General features: G+C 45.6%; 28 protein-coding genes. All 28 read right to left on the minus strand.

From position 1 onward, the window contains the following. The 28 genes from B5771_RS12075 to fliG all read right to left on the minus strand — a co-directional run bounded on the left by B5771_RS12075 (position 1) and on the right by fliG (position 22,986). A complete protein-coding gene (locus B5771_RS12075) occupies positions 1-747 on the minus strand; it encodes a flagellar hook-basal body protein (RefSeq protein WP_088187718.1) in 747 nt (248 codons plus the stop codon). 27 nt (positions 748-774) lie between these two features. Then, entirely contained in the window at positions 775-1,179 is a 405-nt protein-coding gene (flgB, locus tag B5771_RS12080) for a flagellar basal body rod protein FlgB (protein ID WP_088187719.1), read from the minus strand. 5 nt (positions 1,180-1,184) lie between these two features. Next, complete coding sequence (locus tag B5771_RS12085; RefSeq protein WP_088187720.1) at positions 1,185-1,970, minus strand: flagellar hook-basal body complex protein; 786 nt, start codon at positions 1,968-1,970, stop codon at positions 1,185-1,187. Positions 1,971-2,064: 94 nt separating this feature from the next. Next, a complete protein-coding gene (locus B5771_RS12090) occupies positions 2,065-2,889 on the minus strand; it encodes a flagellar hook-basal body complex protein (RefSeq protein WP_088187721.1) in 825 nt (274 codons plus the stop codon). 276 nt (positions 2,890-3,165) lie between these two features. Next, positions 3,166-3,720 carry a flagellar hook capping FlgD N-terminal domain-containing protein gene (locus B5771_RS12095; RefSeq protein WP_088187722.1) on the minus strand — a complete coding sequence of 185 codons (555 nt, stop codon included), beginning with the start codon at positions 3,718-3,720 and terminating at the stop codon, positions 3,166-3,168. A 14-nt stretch (positions 3,721-3,734) separates the two neighbouring features. Further along, positions 3,735-5,525, minus strand: a complete 1,791-nt coding sequence (locus tag B5771_RS12100; protein WP_172408258.1) for a flagellar hook-length control protein FliK — start codon at positions 5,523-5,525, stop codon at positions 3,735-3,737. Positions 5,526-5,593: 68 nt separating this feature from the next. Next, positions 5,594-6,346 carry a FliA/WhiG family RNA polymerase sigma factor gene (locus B5771_RS12105; RefSeq protein ID WP_088187724.1) on the minus strand — a complete coding sequence of 251 codons (753 nt, stop codon included), beginning with the start codon at positions 6,344-6,346 and terminating at the stop codon, positions 5,594-5,596. A 2-nt stretch (positions 6,347-6,348) separates the two neighbouring features. After that, positions 6,349-6,732, minus strand: coding sequence for a hypothetical protein (locus tag B5771_RS12110; protein ID WP_088187725.1), 384 nt, complete (start codon positions 6,730-6,732; stop codon positions 6,349-6,351). A 5-nt stretch (positions 6,733-6,737) separates the two neighbouring features. Next, a complete protein-coding gene (locus B5771_RS12115) occupies positions 6,738-7,220 on the minus strand; it encodes a chemotaxis protein CheD (protein ID WP_088187726.1) in 483 nt (160 codons plus the stop codon). After that, positions 7,217-7,813, minus strand: a complete 597-nt coding sequence (locus B5771_RS12120) for a chemotaxis protein CheC (protein ID WP_088187727.1) — start codon at positions 7,811-7,813, stop codon at positions 7,217-7,219. The genes B5771_RS12115 and B5771_RS12120 overlap by 4 nt, the downstream gene beginning before the upstream one ends. A 4-nt stretch (positions 7,814-7,817) precedes the next feature. Then, positions 7,818-8,462, minus strand: a complete 645-nt coding sequence (locus tag B5771_RS12125; RefSeq protein WP_088187728.1) for a flagellar brake domain-containing protein — start codon at positions 8,460-8,462, stop codon at positions 7,818-7,820. A gap of 34 nt (positions 8,463-8,496) precedes the next feature. Continuing rightward, positions 8,497-9,363, minus strand: coding sequence for a MinD/ParA family protein (locus B5771_RS12130; RefSeq protein WP_088187729.1), 867 nt, complete (start codon positions 9,361-9,363; stop codon positions 8,497-8,499). Continuing rightward, complete coding sequence (flhF, locus tag B5771_RS12135; RefSeq protein WP_088187730.1) at positions 9,356-10,510, minus strand: flagellar biosynthesis protein FlhF; 1,155 nt, start codon at positions 10,508-10,510, stop codon at positions 9,356-9,358. Before flhF ends, B5771_RS12130 begins: the two co-directional genes overlap by 8 nt. After that, on the minus strand, positions 10,500-12,569 hold the full coding sequence (flhA, locus tag B5771_RS12140; protein WP_088187731.1) for a flagellar biosynthesis protein FlhA: 2,070 nt from the start codon (positions 12,567-12,569) through the stop codon (positions 10,500-10,502). The genes flhF and flhA overlap by 11 nt, the downstream gene beginning before the upstream one ends. Positions 12,570-12,593: 24 nt before the next feature. After that, complete coding sequence (gene flhB / locus B5771_RS12145; protein WP_088187732.1) at positions 12,594-13,643, minus strand: flagellar biosynthesis protein FlhB; 1,050 nt, start codon at positions 13,641-13,643, stop codon at positions 12,594-12,596. Beyond that, on the minus strand, positions 13,640-14,419 hold the full coding sequence (gene fliR, locus B5771_RS12150; RefSeq protein ID WP_088187733.1) for a flagellar biosynthetic protein FliR: 780 nt from the start codon (positions 14,417-14,419) through the stop codon (positions 13,640-13,642). The genes flhB and fliR overlap by 4 nt, the downstream gene beginning before the upstream one ends. 38 nt (positions 14,420-14,457) lie before the next feature. Then, positions 14,458-14,730, minus strand: coding sequence for a flagellar biosynthesis protein FliQ (fliQ, locus tag B5771_RS12155; protein ID WP_047810834.1), 273 nt, complete (start codon positions 14,728-14,730; stop codon positions 14,458-14,460). An 18-nt stretch (positions 14,731-14,748) separates the two neighbouring features. Next, on the minus strand, positions 14,749-15,516 hold the full coding sequence (fliP, locus tag B5771_RS12160) for a flagellar type III secretion system pore protein FliP (protein ID WP_088187734.1): 768 nt from the start codon (positions 15,514-15,516) through the stop codon (positions 14,749-14,751). Then, complete coding sequence (locus tag B5771_RS12165) at positions 15,516-15,986, minus strand: flagellar biosynthetic protein FliO (protein ID WP_088187735.1); 471 nt, start codon at positions 15,984-15,986, stop codon at positions 15,516-15,518. The genes fliP and B5771_RS12165 overlap by 1 nt, the downstream gene beginning before the upstream one ends. 2 nt (positions 15,987-15,988) lie before the next feature. Further along, on the minus strand, positions 15,989-16,336 hold the full coding sequence (locus tag B5771_RS12170; protein WP_047810937.1) for a response regulator: 348 nt from the start codon (positions 16,334-16,336) through the stop codon (positions 15,989-15,991). Positions 16,337-16,466: 130 nt separating this feature from the next. Further along, entirely contained in the window at positions 16,467-17,663 is a 1,197-nt protein-coding gene (gene fliY, locus B5771_RS12175; RefSeq protein ID WP_088187736.1) for a flagellar motor switch phosphatase FliY, read from the minus strand. Next, the gene (gene fliM / locus B5771_RS12180) at positions 17,653-18,651 is read right to left on the minus strand and encodes a flagellar motor switch protein FliM (protein ID WP_088187737.1); all 999 of its coding nucleotides are present in this window, start codon (positions 18,649-18,651) and stop codon (positions 17,653-17,655) included. Before fliM ends, fliY begins: the two co-directional genes overlap by 11 nt. 37 nt (positions 18,652-18,688) lie before the next feature. Next, positions 18,689-19,117: a flagellar basal body-associated FliL family protein gene (locus B5771_RS12185; protein ID WP_088187738.1), complete on the minus strand. Its 429-nt coding sequence runs from the start codon at positions 19,115-19,117 to the stop codon at positions 18,689-18,691. Between the two features lie 8 nt (positions 19,118-19,125). Then, the gene (locus B5771_RS12190) at positions 19,126-19,326 is read right to left on the minus strand and encodes a flagellar FlbD family protein (protein WP_047810839.1); all 201 of its coding nucleotides are present in this window, start codon (positions 19,324-19,326) and stop codon (positions 19,126-19,128) included. Between the two features lie 15 nt (positions 19,327-19,341). Continuing rightward, entirely contained in the window at positions 19,342-19,836 is a 495-nt protein-coding gene (locus B5771_RS12195) for a flagellar FliJ family protein (RefSeq protein ID WP_242966820.1), read from the minus strand. A gap of 22 nt (positions 19,837-19,858) precedes the next feature. Beyond that, positions 19,859-21,166 carry a flagellar protein export ATPase FliI gene (gene fliI, locus B5771_RS12200; protein WP_088187739.1) on the minus strand — a complete coding sequence of 436 codons (1,308 nt, stop codon included), beginning with the start codon at positions 21,164-21,166 and terminating at the stop codon, positions 19,859-19,861. After that, positions 21,123-21,986 (minus strand): FliH/SctL family protein, encoded by an 864-nt coding sequence (locus B5771_RS12205; RefSeq protein ID WP_088187740.1) that lies wholly within the window; start codon positions 21,984-21,986, stop codon positions 21,123-21,125. Before B5771_RS12205 ends, fliI begins: the two co-directional genes overlap by 44 nt. After that, entirely contained in the window at positions 21,976-22,986 is a 1,011-nt protein-coding gene (gene fliG, locus B5771_RS12210) for a flagellar motor switch protein FliG (protein WP_088187839.1), read from the minus strand. Before fliG ends, B5771_RS12205 begins: the two co-directional genes overlap by 11 nt. Positions 22,987-22,992 lie beyond the last annotated feature (6 nt).

Consider the following 22,992-nt stretch of genomic DNA (forward strand, 5'->3'; position numbering starts at 1 on the left):
CTAAATCTTCCCGACGTCATTAACAGCCTTACTCAACATCTCATCTTGAGTCTGAATCACTTTTTGATTCGCTTCATAGGCTTTCATGACCGTCATCATTTGAACCATTTCTCCCGAAAGATCAACGTTCGATGCTTCGATAGAACCCTGAAGCACTTGAGGATTTGCCGAGCCTTGAACCGCCTGAGTGGAGCTGTAAAGTGACTGTCCTTCACGAGTTAAGGCTGTTTCCGGAATATCAACAATCCGCAGGCGATCAACCACTTGCCCTTTATCCTTAACAGTCCCATCGGCCGTAACGCTAAAATCGGGGCTAAGAGGACCGATAGAACCCTTTTGGCCCTGCACTGCATACCCATCAGGAGTCTCAAGCATTCCATTGGCATTGAGCTTAAAATGACCATCACGGGTATATCGTTCTCCTTGCGGCGTCTGAACCACAAAATATCCCGGCGAGGTTAAGGCTAAATCTGTCTTAAGGTCTGTCTTTTGCGGAGCACCCTGGGCATTCAACACAGAACCGCGGTCAACACTGACTCCTGTTACCATGGAACCGATTGGTGCAACCTCCGAACCCACGTTACCAGAGTCTATACGGTCTGTAAGAATGGAGTCAAAAGCCCGATTGCTGGCCAGCTCCTCTTTATACCCGGGTGTCCTTATATTTGCAATATTATCGCCAATAACTTCACTTTGGGTTTGGGTTGCCAGCATTCCCAAAGCCGACGTATATAATCCTCGAATCACTCGACTTCCCGCCTTATTGATCTAAATTTACTTTTGCTGAATAACCATCCGCAGCAATCCTAATTGAGAAGAGATAGTATGAGCGAGAGACTCATAATAAAGGCCGTTTTCGGCAACATTGGACATTTCCTTATCAATATCCACATTGTTGCCGTCATTTCGTAATGACGTGGATTGATCTAGAACAACTCCATTATTATCCGGCCCTAAGACACCAGAAAGGTGCTGGGGAAGAGTCTCTTTCATCGGCAATATTCCGCCGTCTTTCCCTAATGCTGTCCCCAACACCGTTTGAAAGTCTACATCAGAGCGTTTGAAATTTGGAGTATCAACATTGGCCACATTGTTGGACAATACCTGTTGCCGTAAACTGGATGCCTCAAGGCCTTTTTGCAAAACACTTAAGACCGGCCCATCTAACCAACCAGACATTTTTCTTACCTCCTAATGGTATTGGCGATACCCCACATCTGATCTCCGTCGGAGATTAAACGGGCATTCAATTGGTAGGCCCGCTGGGCCTGGATAAGATCCGTCATCGAGGTGGCCAAATCGACATTCGATTGTTCCAGAGACTGACCGCGAATCGTTCCTAAGGTGACGTTCCCCATGGTGCTCCCCGGCTGGCCAACCTGGGGTGCCCCGGAATTAACCGTTGCCGTATACAGATTATCGGCATTTTTAGATAACCCTTCAGGGTTTTGAAAGCCTACAAGAGAAATCTGCCCGAAGGTCGTCTCCTTGCCCGCCACATCGCCCGATACGTTTCCCTTAGCTGAAACCTTTAAGTTAATCGCTCCGGCAGGAATCTTGATGCTCGGTTGAAGCAGATTCCCTTGCATATCCGCAAACTGCCCCGAACCATCAACTTGAAAATTTCCTACCCGAGTATACGCTGTATTTCCATCCGCCGTTTTAACCTGAAAGAATCCCGCCCCATCAATACCCAAATCCAAGGGACGATCTGTGGGAGAAAGCGTACCTTGTTGGAAATTGGTCCCGATTCCATTTGTCAGAACCCCGGCTCCAACACCGGTAGTAATCGCCGTATTCCCGGTGAATTTGGGATTAGCCGTCTGCACCTGTGTCGACAAAGCCTCGGCGAAATCCGTTTGACTTTCTTTATAGCCCAATGTATTGACATTGGCAATATTATTTCCGATGGTATCAATCGCCAGTTGCTGCGCACGAATCCCCGCCGCACCAGTTCCTAATAGGCGCATGAAGCAGCCCTCCGTGTTCTATCGCTATGCTCATGTACTTTCTAAACATGGTAACTATAAGATGTCTATGAAATATTCCTTAATAAGTCAATGATTAACTACGTTTGAGGTCAATCAATTCTTGCAAAAGGGTGTCTGATACGGTAATAACCCGTGAATTGGCTTGGAATCCACGCTGAGCTGTGATCATATCGGTCATCTCCTGGGAAAGGTCAACGTTGGACATTTCCAGAGCGCCAGTCACTAACGAAGTTTTCGATGGGTAAGCGGATGAACCGCCTACTCCATAGGTAGTAGCTGTTCCGGTGTTATTTGTGGCAGTATAATAGCCATTTCCGATACTCTGCAGTCCAGCATCATTTGTAAATTGGACTATCCCTATACCGTTAGACAGCACCGAAGAAGGGGTGGTTCCATCCTTTGGAATCACTGTAATAGCCCCTGTCGAATCTATACTATAGGTATTTGCGTTCAGATCAATATTAATTGGCGTGCCGCTGGTATCCAGTACCATTGCACCAGTCGCCGGATCCACTAAGTTACCGCTGCCATCAAAAGTAAAGCTACCTGAACGAGTATATACCGTATCCCCTGCGTTTGTCTTTAAAGCAAAGAAACCCGACCCCTGGATCATCATATCTGTAGGGTTGCCTGTGGTCTGATTGCTCCCTTGAGTCATAACTTGATTAATGGCTCCAATTGAAGTACCTAAACCAACCTGTATCGGGTTTGTACCCCCAGTAGTGCTGGCGGTTGGCGTTGAAGCTCCTTGTATTGTCTGGCTTAAAGCCGTCGCAAAAGTCACAGTGCTCCTCTTAAAACCAGGTGTATTTACATTTGCAATATTATTCCCAATTACGTCCATCTTTGTCTGATGAGCTTTCAACCCAGAAATCGCCGAATAAAGCGATCGCATCATAGCTGTATTTCCTCCCTTATATGTTTCATGCACGTTTACCTAGATATTTTTAATGCTGTAGATTTAATGCCAAGTAAATGGTGAACTCGCTTACGCTAAAGCTGAAGCTGAACATCGGGGCTTCAGATACAATAATGTCCAGTGGACATTATTGCCGAGCCGCCTTTCCCAATAGAAATACTTAGCGGCGAAGGAGGACTCTACCCCACCTGAAGTTAACGCAGGACCCACCACCACTTATAGAAGTGGTGGTCTTCAAAACTGGATAAATCAGTATTACTTGTTAGGCGTACTGTTGGTTGGACTAGTTGCACCGGTAGTATTAGTTGTACCGCTGGTATTAGTTGAACTCGTTGTACTACCAGCGATCTGCTGATCCTGAACTTGTGTAATCATGCTCATTTCCAAATCCACCAGCGTTCCGTCGGACTTGCGAATCTGAAGTTTGGGGTCACCGTCAAGCCACTTCACCGCTTCGACGGTACCGGAAATTGGAGTTTTGCCATCTGTGTCCATCCCACTCACGGACTTGCCGATTAGGGCCGCTCCTTGGGCAAGCAATGATTGTTGGTTGTAAGCAGAAAAGTTTGTATTCAGTGTATCCATGCCAGTTGCAATATTGGTCATCTGCTCCAGGGCACTGAACTGAGCCATCTGAGCAATAGATTGAGTATCATCCATAGGATTCATAGGGTCTTGATTTTCCATCTGAGTTACAAGCAATTTGAGAAAGTCATCCTTTCCCAGGATAGAATTACTATTTGTATTGCTTGTATTTTTTGTATTACTTGCACTCGCTGCAGAATTTGTTCCATCGATTGTATTACTCAAGGATATACCTCCTTTTAAGCGGTAACATTAAGCTGGTTAGAACCATCCTCATCTAACGAAGGAATGTTTAGGATTGGTGCAAGTTCTTCGTCCTCAGCAGTGGTTGTACTCCGTTGTTGAGATTGAGTGGATTCTTGTCCCTGAGAATTCTGTTGACGATCTCCGCCCAAACTCATTTGCATCATGCCACAGTTAATTCCTTGATTTGCCAAGGCTTGACGCAAATCCGGCAATTGATTTTGCAGCAGCTGGCCTGTTGCGGCCTGAGAAGCCTGAACTTGAAGGTGAACCTGCCCATTCTCCCAGCGCAGGTCAATTTGGATCTTGCCCAAATCTGCCGGCTGAAGCTGAATGTCCAACTGTTTCAAAACCTGCGGCCTGTTCATAAGCTGCTCACTAACTGCCGCAGAGATCTGCTGATAAACTGGAATAGCGGCTGTCTTCCCGTCTGTGACGTTAGCCGCTGTAATATTATTGGTTAGCCCCATATTCAAAAGAGGATCTTGATTTTGATTTTGATTTTGCATAGCTTTTACTTCTGAAGGTTCATTGGATTTCGTGCTTGTTTCATTAATAAGTTCTTCATTAAGAATTCCCTTAGCCTTCGTCAGCAAGGATGCATCTTTGGAGCCTTCATCTCCATTACCGGCAAGCGAATTCAAAAAGGTTTGTAAGAAAGACTTTGCACTTGCTGCAGAGCTGTTCTTGTTAAACCCAGCGACCAAACCTTCAGTCTTAGACGACAAAACTGTATCTTCAGTACCCTTGTTTTCTTCACTAAGTAAATTGCTTAGAGCCGTCAACAAAGAAGTTTTTGAGTCCTGAACCGATTTGTTCTCGTTAGACCCCGTAACGGAGGAACTATCAAGCTTGGCGTATAAATCTGTCTTTTGCTTGCCTTTTTCTCCTTCATCCTGTAAGAAACCGAGAATACCTTGTAATAAAGTATTCAAATCCAAAGTCGAGGCGTTATCCTTACCAACCCCTAATGCCAGGCTGGCAGACGATTCTTGACTTACTTGTTGCCCGTTGACATCTTGTTGAGCGTTTTGAGCGATTTGAGCAGCTTGGGATTCTGCTCCGTCATCACCTGCAGCCATAAGCCATCCTTGGATGATTTTTGCGAACTCTTGGTTAGTCTTAGCATCACCATTTTTCAGGTTAATTCCTGAATTTGAGGCAGTACTTTTTCCTGAAATATCAGTAATCTTACCGGAAAGTTCTTTCAATAGATCAGCGATAACCTGTTTATATTTATCCAATTCCGAAATTGCGGGGTTAATCCCCTGAGATTTCACCATTGTCGTCCCTAACTGGGAAGAAACCTCATCTGAAGACTGAGAAAGAAGATTCATCAGAGCTAACTCCAGGTTCTTACTATCTAAGAGCGAACCCTTAGACATTGCTGAGTTAACCGTCAATGAATTCACCGTCTCCAGGCTTGCTTTGTTTCCGGAATTAGCCTCCTTGCCTGCCGGAAATTCGTTCTGCAGCCTCATCTGAGCAAGAAAAGGCAACGCCAAATTAGCATATCCCATCACACTTCCCTGTTCATTGGACGTGTTCTCTGAGATATGCTTGGAGTTTTGACTAGTCTGCTTTTTCTGTGCATCGTGACTTGCTCCAGAACTCTGCCCTTTCGTATCTGCGGCTGATTTGCTTTGAATCTGACCGTTAAGCATTTGTGCGAAAGCACTTGCTGCGTTGCCGGAACTGTCTGCCGCAGTTTTTCCCTTGGTGGTTGATGCATTTCCTGTCTTGCTGCCGCCCTTGGGAACTTCCGAAAGGACATCAATACTTGCCATGCCTGCCATCACCTCCTTCATAACTCTATTAGTTTTATCGACAAAGTTCCCCTAAAACATTAGAATGTTTAGAACAAATTTTTCTTTTGCCGGCTGAGTCTTCCCCGCAAGCGCATAATCGCTTGGGAATGGAGCTGGGATATCCTGGATTCTGACAACTTCAAGACAGCGGCAATTTCCTTTAGCGTAAGTTCTTCTTGATAATAAAGAGCAACGACTAACTTTTCTTTCTCAGGCAATTTTTCTACAGCCAGAGCAAGGATCTTTTTTTGTTCTTCTTTTTCAATCGCCTGGTAGGCCTCTTGAGCGTCATCATCAATCAGTAAATTAAGAGGCGAGCCGCTGCTTTCACCTTCACTATCAACTGTCGTTTCATCAAAGGACGTCAAGGTCAGCACCTGAGCTTGAGCCAAAACCCCTTCGATTTCTTCGACTTTAACATTCAGCATTTTAGCAACTTCTTCAGAAGTAGCTGCACGCCCCAGCTGACATTCCAGCTCTGCAAAACCGTCTTGAACTCGTTTTACCTTCTGTCTGGCAGAATGGGGGACCCAATCCATCGTTCGTAATCCATCGATCATAGCTCCTCGAATCCGAATAGAAGCATAGGTTTCGAATTTAAACCCGCGAGCAGCTTCGAAGCGATCAATGGCATCGAGCAGCCCGAAAACTCCATATCCTATGATATCATCTTCCTCAATATGGGGCGGGAGAGACATAGATAAACGTCCGGCAATACGTTTGACTAAAGGTAAATACCGTTCAATATACTCTTGTTTCAATTGTCCCCGTGAAACGGATTCATAAGCATTTGGTATCAAGTCTACTCACCTCCCCAACCCATTCGACGTATAATATCGGCTTGTTTCTTGCTGTCCGGTAAGCCTAAACTTAAATCTTTGTCTACCTGCCCGGGAACATCAGAACTTTGCATAAATGACGTAAGATCATCCTCTCCGACGGAAAAATCAACTAACCCGCCGCGTCCCGCTTCGTTCTTATCCGCTCCAGGCTGCGGCAAAGCAGTTTTCTCAAAAGCTCTTAAGGTTCCTATTAAGAGCAGAAACATTATTCCAAAGGAAACGCCCGCCCGCACAATGACATTAAATATCTCTACCCCATTAACCCAACTAAGTAAAGCAACAATCAGAGCAACTACAAGAGAAATGCGCATCAACCAGACCGTGAAATTCGGGTTGCTTTTCATGGTCGCTAAACCACCTTTTCCCCATGATTAATGGTTCGAATGCGTAGTTCCCCTGTCGCCACATTAAAATGAATCGTTCTGCCAAAACTTCCGCCGACATCAGAGACCAACAGCGGAATTCTATGTTTTTTCAGTTCTTGGTCTACTGCTTCAGCATTGCGGTCTCCGATCTTGAGAACAGGCGTTTTTCCCGGAAACGAAAACATCTGTGCGCCGCCGGCGATTTTAGCTTTGAGACGAGATTGACTTGCTCCCATATCTAAAATTTGCCTCAACATGAGCTCCAGAGCAGTGTCTGCGTACTTCATCGGGTTCCCGCCTTGACTTCCTATTGAAGTAGGCAGCATAATATGGGCCATTCCACCCAATTTTAGAGCTGGGTCATAGACACAAATTCCGATGCAAGACCCTAATCCGGCTGTCATTAAGAGATCCGGAGATTTCGCAGTTTTAAAATCAGCCATGCCGACAGTGATAATCCCACTCATAATCCCATTGCCCCTAACAATTTTTCCAAAGAACCTTCATCAGGCAGAAAGATGAATTGTCCTTCAATTTTTGGCAATCCGGAAAGCTGCGTATCAATAAACAACACAGTATCGTCCAGCGTCCCTTCCTCGAGAAAAATTGCGTCTAAAAGTGCCCCTATCATATCTATGGACAGCGCCGGCACTGATGCTTGAAGAGGGATACCTGAAAACTCTGTTAAAGCAATCAGGAAAGAGCTCACCAAGATGTTTCCAACCTCTTTCAAAGCCGACTGTGCCATCTCATCGCTGAAAAGATCCCTTTCTTCGCTGTTCCCGAAAAGAGCCTGAACGACAATCCCAGCACTTTCGACAGGGAAGAAAAAAACCGCTTTCCCGGGAGCCGCCCCTTCAACTTTGACATAAATGACCGCCTGAGGTGTGTCCAATTGTCCCACGATCGCCGTAATCTGTTCAAAAGGAACTGCCCAAACTTCTGGTACAGACATATCAATCCGTCGTTGTAAGAGGGTGGATAAAGCCGTAGCAGCATGGCCGGAGCCAATATTTCCGATTTCACGCAGGGCATCCAGTTGGCACTGTGTCACTTCCATAGTTCTATATCAACCCTTTCTTTCGCATTTCTCTTTGGCGTTCAAAAACACAGCGAATGATATGGTCTCTTTCTCGTTCTGTAAGATCACTAAACTCGACAGTAACATCATAACGCTTCGTTTCTTCGATCTTCGCTGTCCGGCAAACACGGCCTGACGTCCGAATTTCTCCGTTAGGAAGACCTAAAAGAACATAAAGAAGTGCTTTATTCTCCACCGTTTCATCGGTAATAAAGCGTACACCCCCGCCGCTTAAGTCAACCATCGTACCTCTGAAAAGATCACTTAGTCCCTCATCGGTCACAGTTCTAAAGGAAATAGAAAAGGAGGCAGGGACTCGGACAAAATTACGACGCTGAACCTTTTTAATGGCATCAGGAAACTTCAAGACAAAAAGCGGTATGGGAACTGCAATTCGCTGCATAATCTCCCCCTCGAACTCATAAGCCGACAAATTATCCCAAAAAGTAATAATAACCTTTGTCCCTTCACGCAGGGGCACAACTTCGCCTTTTTCGTAAGGTGCACCTACTGTGAGGATTTTTTCTCCTACTTCCTCAATGCGGGATCGATATTTTCCACTATATTCTCCATCGAGCACGATAAGATCTATAGCAAGACCGTGTGAAAGCTTCTCACTATATGACAAAATCATTCCCCCCCTTTAACTTATTGACTTGGCCTTACGAATGGGAACGAAGCAATTTGCTTAAAAAGCCCTTGATTCCCTCAACTTGACGAGGCGGATAATTGTTTGCCCCAACAATCGTGCTGGAAATCCACTGTATGCAGCGATAAGCTGAGCTTTCAGGATAGCCGATTCCCAAGGGAACCTGCTGCATAACGGCACGGCCCATCAAAGGATCATCATAAACCCAGCCCCAGGAATCAATCGATTCCTTTAGAAATCTGCTGGCTGCAGTTTCCAAGCGCGTAAAGGTTGCCTGTGCTTCACCTTCTGTTCGTACCCTGTTGGCAACGACGTGCGTAGGTACCTTTATCGTTTCTTTATTCAAGGTTTTAAGTACACCATAAGCATCAATCAAAGCCGTAGGTTCCGGCGTTGTCAGGAGTATAATCTCATCTGCTCCCCGCAGAAAGTTGGTTACCGTGTGTCCAATCCCTGCCCCCGTATCAATTAGCAGCACATCAGCTAAGCCCTCCAGCCGTCCAAGATTCGTTAGTACATTAGCAATCTTGTCTTTTTCCATGTTGGCAAGATCTTGGACTCCGGCACCGCCCGGAATGATCATAATTCCCTGAGGACCAGTAAGGAGAATCTGCTCAATGGATTTTTCTCCGGCCAGTAAATGTTCAATAGTATACTTGGCGGTAAGACCAAAGGAAATATCAACATTAGCAAGGCCCAAATCCCCGTCAAGAATAATGACGCGTTTTCCATATTCAGCTAAGGCCAAAGCAAGGTTAACTGTGAAATTAGTTTTCCCTGCCCCACCTTTGCCGCTCGTCACAGCAAGAACTCTCATTTTCGTTTGTTCGTGTTTTTCTTTCGAGACTAACTTACGCAAGGCGCTAGCTTGATCATTCACAGCGCTTCCCCTCTCCAAACACAAAGCGTACCAACCGATTTGAGTTAGCAGCAACAATATCATCCGGGACATTTTGACCGTTTGTTAAATAGGCTGTCGGGAGTTTTGCCTGATCCAAGAAATTCAAGATTACCCCAGGGCTCTCAGTCTCATCGAGCTTTGTAAAGATAAAATGGGTCGACAAGTCTTTAAAACGTTGATAGATCTTTAACTGATCCGCAAGCTGTGTCGTCGCACTCATCACAAGCATTGTGTAATCAGGGTTGGCCTTTTTCAAAAATGCCCTCAATTCCGACATATGCAAATCATGATGAGGGCTTCGGCCTGCAGTGTCTATAAAAATTAAATCTTTATCCTGATGACGGCTCATGGCCACCTGAAGTTCGGAGGGTGTCATTACGACATCTACGGGCACTCCAATAATCTCGCCAAAAGTTTTGATTTGCTCGACAGCAGCAACACGATACGTATCTGCCGTGATCAAGGCTACGTTTCGCTTATCAACAATACTAAAACCCGCCGCCAGTTTACCAATCGTTGTTGTTTTGCCAACGCCTGTCGGACCAATGAGAGCAATAACCTGCGGCTTCTCTCTATCTGTCTGGATCGGACCCGTTGGTCCGCAGATTTGTATCATTTCTGCTTCAATCTGCGCATAAACTTGGTCGTCGTCCTCCCACTTATCTTCCGGCAGAATTTGTTGGACATGCCCGATCAGGCACTTAATCAGAGGTTCACTAACTCCTCGGTTCTGGAGACGATCTGCCCATTTTTGCAGAACTGAGGGCCAGACCTTTTTTTCACTTCCCAGGATCTCAATGTTCTGATTTAATTTTTCCAACAATAAATGCATGGACTTTAAATCATTTTGCAAAATTTCCTGGTGGCCTGGAGGATCTAAAACGGGAGGAACTTTGCTTGCTCTTTCCTCCTCGCGTTTAAATTCATATCTCGGAGTGTTAAGGCCAAGTGCCGGTTTTTCCTCGATAGCCGCCGTAATTTCAACCTTCATCGTGCCAAAAAGACCGAGAAAGCCTCCTTCGCGAAATTCACGGGTCTGAAGAATAACGGCTTCTGATCCAAGTTCTCTTTTAACTTTCCCCATGGTTTCGGCAACGTTATCACCTACAAACCGCCTAACTCGCACGATCCATCCCCACCATTCCTATTGCTTGAACTTGTATACCTTGGACCAATTCGTTATATGAAAGCACGATGAGATGTGGAAGCTGCCGCTCTGTCACTCGTTTGATGTTAATTCTGACGAGCGGAGCACAAACTAACACAGGTGTCAGCCCTTTAAGCACAAACTTTTCCACCTCTCGCGAAAGATTTTGAACAAAGACTTGTAATAGCTTCGGATCCAGAGCTAAGAAAGAGCCATAATCAGACGGTTGAATACTGTCTAGAATTTGCTGCTCGCTTGTCGGATCCAACGTCAAGACAGACAACGTTTTATCCTTGCCGACCAGGGGCTGCGTAATCTGACGCGCTAATCCCTGTCTGACATGTTCTGTCAGACGGTCAATATCTTTCGTGGTTTGAGCTTGATCGGCTAAGGTTTCTAAGATCGATACCATATCTCGGATGGAGACTCTTTCTCGCAGCAAGTTCGCTAAGACTTTCTGAACTTGTCCCAGACTGAGTATGTCTGGCATGAGCTCTTCGACCACGGCAGGAGCTTGTTCCTTGGCATGATCGATAAGCGTTTTTACATCCTGGCGATTGAGAATCTCCCAGGCATTCGTCTTGATAATTTCCGTAAGATGGGTGGCTAAAACTGTCGGAGCATCGACAACCATCCAGCCCTTAAGCTCTGCCTGTTCGCGGTACATAGCATTGATCCATTTCGCTTCAAGTCCAAAGGCCGGATCTCTGGTCGGCGTTCCCGGAATAGCATCGTCATCCATGCCGCTGCTCATGGCCATATAATGATCAGCCTGGATCTCACCGGCTGCAATTTCCGCTCCCCTAATCTTAATGACATATTGATTAGGCTGTAAGTTCATATTGTCGCGAACCCGAATCACCGGAACGATAAACCCAAGCTCACTGGCTATTTGCCGGCGAATGAGCACGATTCTGTCCAGCAAATCTCCGCCTCTCTGCACATCGACTAAGGCTACCAGGGCATAGCCAAGTTCCAGTTCCATATGGTCAACATGCAAAAGGTTCAAGACATTTTCCGGTTTTTTGCTCTCAGCAATCTCTGATTCCCGAGCAGCAACCGTTTCCTTAACAACAGAAACCTTGGATTTTTTTCGGATCGCCAAGCCGGCAAAAATTAAAAATGCTGCTACTATAAACATAGGGATCGGCGGTAAACCCAAGAGAGCTAAAGTTATTAAAACTCCGGCCGTAATAAAAAGCGTCGTCGGATTTTGGAACAACTGTTTGCTCAAATCCTGGCCTAAGCTGTTGTCTGAAGCTGCCCGAGTCACTACAAGGCCTGTCGCTGTGGAGATTAACAGCGCCGGTATCTGGGAAACCAAGCCGTCGCCGATGGTTAAAATCGTATATTTGTTCAGGGCATCAAGCAAAGGCAGGCCTTGCATGGCCACACCAATAATAAAACCTCCCAGAATATTGACAACCATAATAATAATTGCGGCGATAGCATCCCCTTTAATGAACTTTGTGGAGCCATCCATAGCTCCATAAAAGTCAGCTTCCCGCTGTATACCTTTCCGCCGTTCACGAGCCTGCAGTTCGTTAATCATCCCGGCATTAAGGTCTGCATCAATGGACATCTGCTTTCCAGGCATAGCATCCAAGGTAAAACGAGCAGCCACCTCTGAAACACGTTCAGCCCCTTTGGTGATAACTATAAATTGCACAATCACCAGGATAAAGAAGACGACAAAACCGACAACTGCGTTGCCGCGAATGACGAATTGTCCAAACTGCTGGATGACTTGTCCGGCATAACCGTCGAGAAGGACAAGGCGTGTCGTCGAGATATTTAAGGACAGCCGAAACAAGGTCATGGTCAATAAAAGGGAAGGGAGAGCCGAGAACTCTAAGGGTTCCTTGGCAAAAAAGGCAATCATTAAAGTTAAGACTGATCCCGTAATATTGAGAGTAATTAATAGATCCAATAAGGCTGCCGGCAGAGGGATAACCATCATGACCACGATGCCTACCATCCCGATTGCTGCTATAACGTCCGTATTATTTAATAACCGGCGTTTCATCGATACGGCCAAATAAGGTTCCTCCTTTAGTCATCCTCATGCTCGTTTCCTTTTTTTCAAACGATAAACAAAAGCCAGAACTTCGGCAACAGCCTTGTAAAGTTCTTCCGGAATCCCCTGCCCAATCTCCACTTGAGCGTAGAGAGCACGAGCCAGGGGCCTATTTTCCATGATTACAAGGCCATATTCTTTAGCCAATTCCCGCATCCGCAAAGCGATTTCATCTTGCCCTTTGGCAACAACGTAGGGTGCGCTTTGCTCTTTCAAATCATAGCGAAGAGCAACTGCATAGTGTGTGGGGTTGGTGATGACGACATCAGCCTTTTTCATATCCTGCATCATCCGGCTCAAAGCTAAAGCACGCTGTTTTCTTTTGATTTCCCTCTTGATCTCTGGATTACCCTCAGTTTGCTTGAATTCTTGTTTCAATTCTTCATGAGACATCCGTAATTGTTTTTCATGATCCCAGCGCTGATAAAAATAGTCCAAAATCGCCAAGCCGAAAAAGGAAATTGAGATTTTCCAGCCTAGTTCCAACAAAGCCTGGCCTAAAAAAACCGCCCCCTGCCCCACGTCCAGTTGCTGAAGGGCAGGATAGATCTGAAGTCTGTCACGAACGCTTGCATATAAGAAATACCCGATCAGAATCACTTTTGTCATTGATTTCGCTAATTCCACCCAAGCCTTGACGCCAAACATTCGTTTTGCGCCACCGATGGGACTTAAGCGGGAAATCTGCGGTTGCAAGGGTTCAAAGGTGAAAAGAATTCCAACTTGAAGATAATTGGCTGCTAAAGCAACCAAAAAGCCAGCGGCTAAAATTGGCCCCACGATTTGAATCCCGATCCACAAAAGGTTAACCATAAGGTTGGCAACAGAACTCTCAGTCCATTCGGAAGAAAGGTTCAATACATAGGGAAATAGTCCCGCCATACGCTGCAGCATAACCGGAAGCCAGAACTTGAGGACCGCCACAGCGGTTAAAAGCATAAAGGAAGAAATGATTTCCTGACTCTTAAAAATCTGACCTTTATGACGCGCTTCGCTGCGCCGTTTGGCTGTAGCCGGATGTTTTTTCTCACTCACTGCTTCCACCCCTGATATAAATTCAAGAGCCAGGTCATATCGATATTGAAGAGATGAGAAACAGCTTCACCAAAAAAAGGTACGGTCAGTAATAAAATAATAAGTCCAAAGATGACCTTTACGGGAAAAACAACGGAAAAAATATTAAATTGGGGCACGGTTCTCATCAAAAGGCCCACCCCGATATCTGAAACAACAAGGGCCCCAAACACAGGCAAAGCGATTTGAGCGGATAAAGAGAAAACATGAGCAACAAGACCGGCGAAATAGAGATAATCAACAGGCAGTTTTGACGGGTTAAGAGGAATGTAAGCATAACTCTTGACCATAGCCGCAATCAAATAATGATGAGCATTCGTCGCTAATAAAAGCATCGTAGCCAGGATCATTTGAAAGTTGCCCGTCAGAGGGCTTTGTGCCCCATATACGGGGTCAATGGCAGAAGCCATCGAAAAACCCATCTGAAAATCTATAAGCTGCCCTGCACCCTGGAAAATGGCAGTTAGTAAAGAAACAACATAGCCAATGACCAGTCCCACAAAAATTTCCTTCATAACGACTGCAATGTAAGGTAATAGTTCACTGGGAATTGTCGGATGGGTGGCAAAGATCAAAGGATAGACAATCACTGTAAAACAACCCGCCAAACTGAGCCTGATAAGTGTCGGGACACCTCTGGCGCCAAACACAGGAGCCAAGATTATCATTCCGGCCCAACGGGAAAGAATCAGTAAAAATAAGGAGAGGTTCCATTGGAGAATTTGCGCTAGACTCAATTTCTTCCCTCCTGTGTCAAGACGCTATTTTAAAGGTTCTATAAATTCCCAAATGAAGCCAGCTGATTCAGCAAGTTTGTGGTAAAGGCCGTGATGACAGACAACATCCAAGGACCCAGTATAAGAAGAATGGCAACTACAGCAATTACTTTAGGAATGAAGGAAAGGGTTTGTTCCTGGATTTGAGTCATAGACTGAAAGATGCTGACCAATAGGCCTACAATCAGGCTGGCGCCAAGAACAGGCCCGCCCACGAGAATCACTGTTCCAAGAGCTTCTTTGGCTAAATATAGCACTGTATTCTGACTCACATCACGTTCTCCTTTTCCTTATTTGAAACTGGTTACCAGGGACTGCACTACTAAATGCCAGCCATCCACGAGAACAAACAGGAGTATTTTAAAGGGCAAAGAGATCATCATCGGGGGCAGCATCATCATGCCGATAGACATGAGAGTACTTGAAACGATCATATCGATAACCATAAAGGGAATAAAAATCGCAAATCCCATCTGAAAGGCTGTCTTTAATTCGCTGATAACAAAAGCAGGAATGAGAACATACGTCGGAATATCGCGATACGTTTTGGGACGCTCCATTTTAGCCAGTCCTACGAAAAGTTCCAGGTCCTTTTCCCGAGTCTGCTTAAACATAAAACCTCTTAAGGGCTCCTCAGCTTTGGTTAAGGCTTCAGTTTGGGTGATCTGATTTTTCATATAAGGCTGAATGGCATTCGTATTAATCTGATTCCAGGTTGGAGCCATCACAAAAAAGGACAGGAATAAAGCCAATCCTACTAAGACCTGGTTGGGAGGGAGCTGCTGGGTCCCCAGAGCATTGCGGACAAAGGACAACACGATTATGATGCGTGTAAATGAGGTCATCAGCATGAGAATTGACGGTGCCAGCGTCAAGACCGTCAAGGCCATCAATAATTGCAGAGATGTCCCCATTTGCTGTGAGGTAGACGTTCCGAGATCCAAGGTAACTCCAGCCGCAAAAACATTCTGGGGATTCGCCAACATTCCCATACCCAAAGCTAAGCCTAAAGGAATTCCCCGCCTTAACAGTTTCTGAGACCTGCTTGAAGAATGCATTATTTTTCGTCCTCCTCAAGCAAACGATCTAATTCTTCCGGAAAAATCTCCTTCCGGCGGAGATGTCTTCTTCGCCAAAGTTTGGCCAAATTCATAATCCAACCCTCAACTTTTTCAACAGGGCGTGAAGCTATCTCATCCAAAATTTCTGCAGCAACCTCAGGATCATTAATCTCACTCAGCTTAAGGAGATGATGATCTGACCCCCCCAAGACCTGTAACTGACCTGCAATTTCGACTAAGTATAAGCTTTGTTGTCCACTTAAGACCTGGCGGTCAAGAACCCTAGCCCAAGGAGCATTGAGGCTTCGAATCTTCGCCTGGTTGAGACGGCGAATGATCCAAAGTGATACGAGCAAGATTAAAAGGAAAACCACAAACGTTCCTATAAGCCCCCACCATGAGGAGCCGGCTTGTGCTACAGGCGTAATGCTGCCACTTGAAGGAAACGATTTGTCTTGATTGAACATGACTATTTCAACGCCTTTGTGACAGCCTCAATAACACGATCAGCTTGAAAGGGTTTGACGACAAAATCTTTAGCCCCGGACTGAATTGCTTCGATAACCATAGACTGTTGGCCCATAGCGCTGCACATAATGATCTTCGCCTTCGGATCCCGCTTAACGATTTCTTTAACAGCCTGAAGTCCATCCATTTCCGGCATTGTAATGTCCATAATCGTTAAATCCGGTTGCAGTTCCATATACTTTTCCACGGCAATAGCCCCATTTTCTGCCTCGCCGGCTACGGTAACCCCATTCTTGGTCAAAATATCCTTCAACATCATACGCATAAAAGCAGCATCATCAACGATCATTACAGAACTCACACAATTTTCCTCCTTAATATTAAACTTTTAACAGTTTACATAATTATAATTTTAAATCTTGTTTTAAGATTAAACATTTCCCACGGTATGCTGTAACGGCATATCATAACACTCCAGCCTAAGAGTTCAGTGAAATCCTTTCCGTTGGCTGAACAATATCGGTAATACGAATACCAAAAGTTTCATTGACGACAACCACTTCACATTTAGCGATCAGCTTGCCATTGACAATCATATCTACTGCTTCCCCAGCCAAGCGATCAAGTTCGACGACTGACCCCGGACCCATTTCCAGAATCTCCTTAATCGTTTTTTTCGTCCGACCCAATTCCACGCTGATTTGCAGCGGCACATCGAGAATCAAATTAAGATTTTCAGGCTGCTTCGACATAAAACCCTGCTGTAAAGGTGCAAACTGAACCGGTTGAACAGGGGTCTGGCTTCTAGTTTGAGGATTAGTTTGCCCCCCCCCATAAGGCGGGTAGCCCCCCGGCGGATATGCAGCTTCATAAGAGGGTGGTGATGGCGGTGACTGTGGTGACGACGGGGGAGCTTGGGCGAATTCCTGGTTGAGCATGCTCTGCTGGGGAGGGGCTGGTTGTGAGGCCGCTGCAGCCGCAGCATCACCGTTCATGGCAGCCATTAACTTGTTAACCATCCCTTGAGCAACACTCAGAGGAATTACTTGAATTAACGTACTGTCGATAACATCTTCAACGATCATCCGGAAGGAAATCCGCACAAGAGGTTCATCAGGAATTAAGGTATCATGAATGACATCCTTATCTGCCGACAAATCATTCAGTACTAAGTCAGGCGGAGTAATGTCGACGGTCGCTTTAAACATTGTCGACATGGAGGTGGCTGCAGATCCCATCATCTGATTCATAGCCTCTGAAATCCCGCTGATTTGCAGGTCTGATAAACCGGGGGTTGGATTTTTTCCGTCTCCGCCCATCATTAAGTCTACAATTACTGAACCATCTTGCTGAGAGAGAATCAAAAGGTTGGAACCCTCGATCCCCTCTTTATACTTGACATTGCAAATCACAGAGGGAACAGGATAATCTTTCATAATCTGTTCCGAAGTTGTAATATCAACTTTCGGTGTTGTAATATCAACCTTTTTTCCTAAGAGCAACGATAACGTTGTCGCTGCCGTACCCATGGAAATGTTGGCAATTTCGCCCAGAGTATCCTTTTCCATGTCGTTTAAAGTATCTTCAGGCGGCTTTGGAGCAGAATCCGAATCGAGATCTAAAGTCCCCTGCAATAACGCGTTAATCTCTTCTTGAGAGAGAATCTCATTCCCCATCTTCTTCCCTTCCTTCCTCTACGACTTCAGTAATCTGAACGGCGAGATGGTCTCCGTTTAGTCCTGGATTAGACTTGAATTTCATGTACTTTCCAACATAGATTGGAAGCGTCTCCGCTACAGCCTGCCGGAGTGGGATTACGTCCCCTACCGCTAGTTCCAGGAGATCCCGCACCAGAATCTCGGAGTGGCCCAAAAATGCCACAACATCCACCTTGGCCCATTCAATTTTTTTGCGAATAGCAGCAATTTGTTCCGGAGAGCTGACTTTAGCCTTCGTGGAGAAGAGGAAGTAGGTACTTAACTTTTCCAAGATAGGTTCAAGTACCAAATAGGGTAAACACACTTCAATCATCCCTACTGTATCGCCCACAGTAACTTCAATAGTAACTAAAACAACCATTTCGTTAGGAGCAACGATTTGCACAAACTGCGGATTGGGCTCCATGGCAATGAATTGCGGTTTCAATTCATAAACTTCAGCCCAAGCCTCCTCGGTTAGATTGATCATATGGGTAAGGCGGTGTTCGACAAGAGTCTTCTCAATTTCTGTTAAATCTCTGTTTTTTTCGACTCCCTGGCCTTGCCCTCCCAGGATTCGATCCACAATGGTGAAAGCAAGTGAAGGACTTACTTCCATCAAAACAGTTCCCTCCAACGGTTCTAAGGTAAAAATCCCCATAACTGTCGGGCTCGGTAAAGACCGTATAAATTCATCATAAGTGATTTGTTCAATGGAAAGAACTTTACTTTCAATGGGCGAATGCAAGTTTCCGGAAAGGTAGTTCGTCAGTGCGCGACAATAATTTTCATGAATGTTTTGGAGGGAATGAATCTGATCCTTTGAAAACTTATTCGGACGCTTAAAATCGTACACTCGAACCTTTTTCGTATTATCAGTTGACCGCATCTCTTCAGCGCTCAATTGTCCATCTGACAGTGCACTCAACAAAGCATCAATTTCGCTTTGGGATAAGACGTCTCCCATCGAATTCCCCCTCTCAAAAAAGAATCGTTGTATTTATTTACTGCTGATAAACAATTTTCTCAAATAAAACATCGGTAATTTCATCATTAGCAACCCCATTGAGTTTCTTCAATAACTCCGCTTTTAACTTCGTTAAATTTTCAGGAGTTTGCACATCGGCAAGAGGTCTATTCAATAATACCGAGTTGACTTTATCATTTAAAATCGCCGTTTTGGCCTTTAGGTCTGTCAATGCTTTAGCGTCCACAACTTCCAGCGTAATAGTTGTTCTAAGAATGGCACCGCCTTGCAAATTAATTAACAGCTCACCGAGAGATAGCAGCGGCCCGTCTTGTTTTGGTTGACTTACCTTGGCAGTACTTTGAGTTTTAAAGATCGTTTTCTGTGCTAGGATTGTCCCGCCTACACCGATTCCTGACCCCAAGAGAACGGCTATAATGATGAAAATCAGAGTTTTTCGATTCATTAACTTGATCACTCCTCAATCATTGGAAACTGTTGACAATTACGTCGAAATTCAATGATACGTTCAATCAGAACCTTGATACTCTCAGATACCACGAATTTATTTCCACCCGTCAACGTAATAACCGTATCCGGAGTTTCTTCCATCGTTTCTATCAAGTCGCAATTTAAGGCAAAAACTTTGCCGTTTAAGCGCGTGACATAAATCATAGCTTCATCCTTCCGTTAGCACTGTAGAGAATGCTTTTTCTGCTGCCAGTGAAGAATCTGGCCTGTTTCATCGAGGATTTTTTGTTCCTTCTGCAACTCTTCCTGTAGAAATGCCTTAAGTTGTTTCTCTTTCAAGCGCCGAAATTTCTCTGTTTCACGATGCGCCTCGATCAAAATAAGTCTGGTCTTCTCCACGATCTCTTCCTGTTCTAATTTCTCTGCTTCTCGGTTTTTAAGCCGGCGCCGCTGTTCAAAAACGTAGTTCTGCCAAATAGCCAGGTCTTCCGGTGAGTGCATTCCCGCACTCTTCTGACCTTCTAAGGCCTTATTAAAGATGTCTCGCTGAGCTGCCAAAGCATCGACACAAGCTTGCCAGCACCGCATCTCTCGCGCAAACTCCCGCTTAGCCATGTCTAGAAGTTGATCGGCAAGGCGTTGACTTGCCTCAAAACGAAAATGGAATCGGGCCACTTCCTTCACCCTTTCAACCAATGTTTTGCCAATGATCACCTTCTCCTAGGCTTCATAGCTCTTAATCTTGGGCATAAATTTTCTCGAGGTGCTGAAGCATATCATTAAAACCGCACGTTTCGCTGACATCTTGTCGGGTAAAGCCTTGAATTCGATCTATATGCGCCACAGCAGCATCTATCTTAGCATTGCTCCCTGAAGTGTACGCTCCAATATCAATTAAATCCTTAGCATCACGGTAAACAGCCAAATGTTCCCGCAATTTTGAGGCTAACTCCTTATGGACGGGGCTGGCCACATCATTCATAACCCGGCTAACCGATTGTAAAATATCAATGGCAGGATAATGATTTTGCATCGCCATTTCCCGTGTTAATACGATATGTCCGTCAAGAATTCCGCGCACAGAATCGGCAATAGGCTCATTATGATCGTCTCCGTCAACCAGCACTGTATAAATTCCCGTAATACTCCCCTTCTCCGCCATCCCTGATCGTTCTAATAATTTAGGCAGGAGTGCAAAGACTGAGGGGGGATATCCCCGAGTCGCAGGGGGTTCACCGACAGTAAGCCCCACTTCCCGCTGAGCCATAGCAAAGCGAGTTACTGAATCCATCATTAAGAGTACGTCCTTGCCTCGATCACGAAAATATTCAGCAACTGCTGTAGCAGTAAACGCAGCCTTTAAACGGACTAAAGCCGGTTGATCCGACGTTGCCACGATAATTACAGATCGCGCCAGACCTTCAGGTCCTAAATCTTTTTCGATAAAATCCCGCAGTTCTCGGCCACGTTCTCCTACCAGAGCAATGACATTAACATCGGCTGCAGTATTCCTTGCCATCATGCCCAGCAAGGTACTTTTGCCTACGCCGGAACCTGCAAAAATTCCCATCCGCTGACCGCGGCCAATAGTGAGCAGCCCATCAATGGCTCTGACGCCGACACTAAGTATATCAGTAATCCGCGGACGCAAGAGAGCGTTTGGCGGCTTATTCTGCAAAGGATACGGGGTTTCAGTCTTGAGCGGGCGACCATCAATGGGCTGCCCCAATCCATCGAGAATTCGTCCCAAAAGTTCAGGACCCACAGAAACTGTCAGCCTTTGCCTTTGAGGAATCACGCGATCACCCGGAGCAATCCCTTCCAGTTCTCCTAAGGGCATAAGAAGAGCGGTTGAATCCCGAAAGCCAACAACTTCAGCTGGAATCTCCTGTCCGTTGTAAGTAAGGATATGGCAATATTCACCGACACTTACTCTTGGGCCGGCCGACTCAATCATCAGGCCCACAATTTTGGAAACCCTTCCTTGAGCCGAGATTGGGTCAAGCTGCTCCACCTTTTGAGTCATTAAGGTCCAGGCTCCCATACTTGAACTCCTCTCGTAAGGTGTGCTCTAATTTATCTAGTTGCGCGTTTAGCCGGGCATCAAAGATCCCTTCTTGACACTCCAGGAAACAATCGCCTTGAGTTAACGATTCATCAGCAGTCCAAGGGCAAGGTAATTGATATCCCTGAAGCCAGCCGGCATCCTCTTTCGCCACATGAAGCATCCATCCTTGACGTTCCTGTGGCAAGAGGGTGAGAGCTTGAATCGTGTTTAGCATTTGTTCCGGCTCGACTGCCAAGGTCGATCTTACAATTCGTTCAGCAATTTTTATCGCCAAATGCAGCAGCTCGGCATCAACTTTGGCATATTCCTCTTGGACTGCATGCTGAGCCATCTGCAAAAGCATATTTGCATTCTGGGAGAAACGGCTCCCCTCAGCCAGTCCTTCAGACATCCCTGCTTGATACCCTTCAGCTTTAGCCGCAGGATAGACTTCAGCCCTTACTGACTCTCTAACCTCAGAACGTAAACGTTCCACGTCATTTTGGGCTTGGGAACGAATAGCCTCAGCTTCGGCCTCAGCCTGCTTCAGTATCTCTTGAGCTTCAGCGTCTGCCTTAGCCTTGATCTCCTGAGCTTCCTTTTTTGCTTGGTCCAATGATACCACTATAGCTTCCTGTGTTTCAGGCGGAAGGGAAGACTCTGGAAGCTCATCCTGTGCCGTATTCAGATCAGTCAGGTCATCACTTGCTTCTTTTGGCATAGGATCAGCTTGGACAACCTTCGGAGTCCATTTCACAAGATGTGGCGTAGATACCTCGACATCCCAACTTTTTACGACGCCTGTTTTAGTAAACAATTTCGTCTGCGCCTCCTCTTGAAATAACGATTGCGCCGCTCTCTTCCAGTTTGCGGATTACTTTAACAATACGCTGCTGAGCTTCTTCGACATCCCGCAGTCGAACCGGACCCATAAATTCCATATCTTCCCGCAGCATCTGTCCGGCCCTTGAGGACATATTGCCCATAACCTTTTCCACGACTTCAGGATTACTCCCTTTCAGCGCCAATCCCAAGTCTTTTGTATCTACTTCACGCAGTACCATCTGAATACCGCGATCATCAAGGGTAATAATATCTTCAAAGACAAACATTTGTCGTTTGATTTGTTCCGCTAACTCCGGATCGTCTTGTTCCAAAGCATCCATAACCACTTTAACCGTTCCGGGGTCAGTCCGGTTGAGAACATCAACAATATTTTGGATACCGCCGGAACTTGTATAATCTGTCGGAGCCAGACTGGAAATCTTCCGTTCCAGAACTTTTTCGATTTCTTTAAGCACGTCCGGACTCGTCCGGCCCATAATCGCAATTCTCTTCGCCACATCGGCCTGTCTCTCTTGGTTAAGACTGGCCAGCAAGGTTGCCGCTTTATCAACAGGAAGATGGGTCATAATGAGGGCAATAGTTTGAGGGTGCTCACCTTGAATAAAGGAGAATAGTTGTTTCGGGTCTGTCCGCCGCACCAAGTCAAAAGGACGCATTTTCAGATTACTTGCCAAACGGCTGATAATCTCATTGGCTTTAGGTTCTCCAAGAGCCCGTTCCAACACTTCCCGCGCGTAATCCACTCCCCCGTAAGAAATATAATCATTTGCCAAACACATCTGATGAAATTCCTCAATAACATTATCCCGCTGTTCCGGCGTGATTTTACCCACATTGGACATTTCCAACGTCAATTTTTCAATTTCTAATTCGCTAAGATTTTGTACTATTTTGGCAGAATTCTGTGAACCTAAAGAAATCATCAGAATTGCTGCTTTTTGGATACCCGTTAAAGGCTGTGCTTGAGCCATTGTCAT

The organism is Desulfosporosinus sp. FKA, from assembly GCF_002196785.1.
GTDB lineage: Bacteria > Bacillota > Desulfitobacteriia > Desulfitobacteriales > Desulfitobacteriaceae > Desulfosporosinus > Desulfosporosinus acididurans.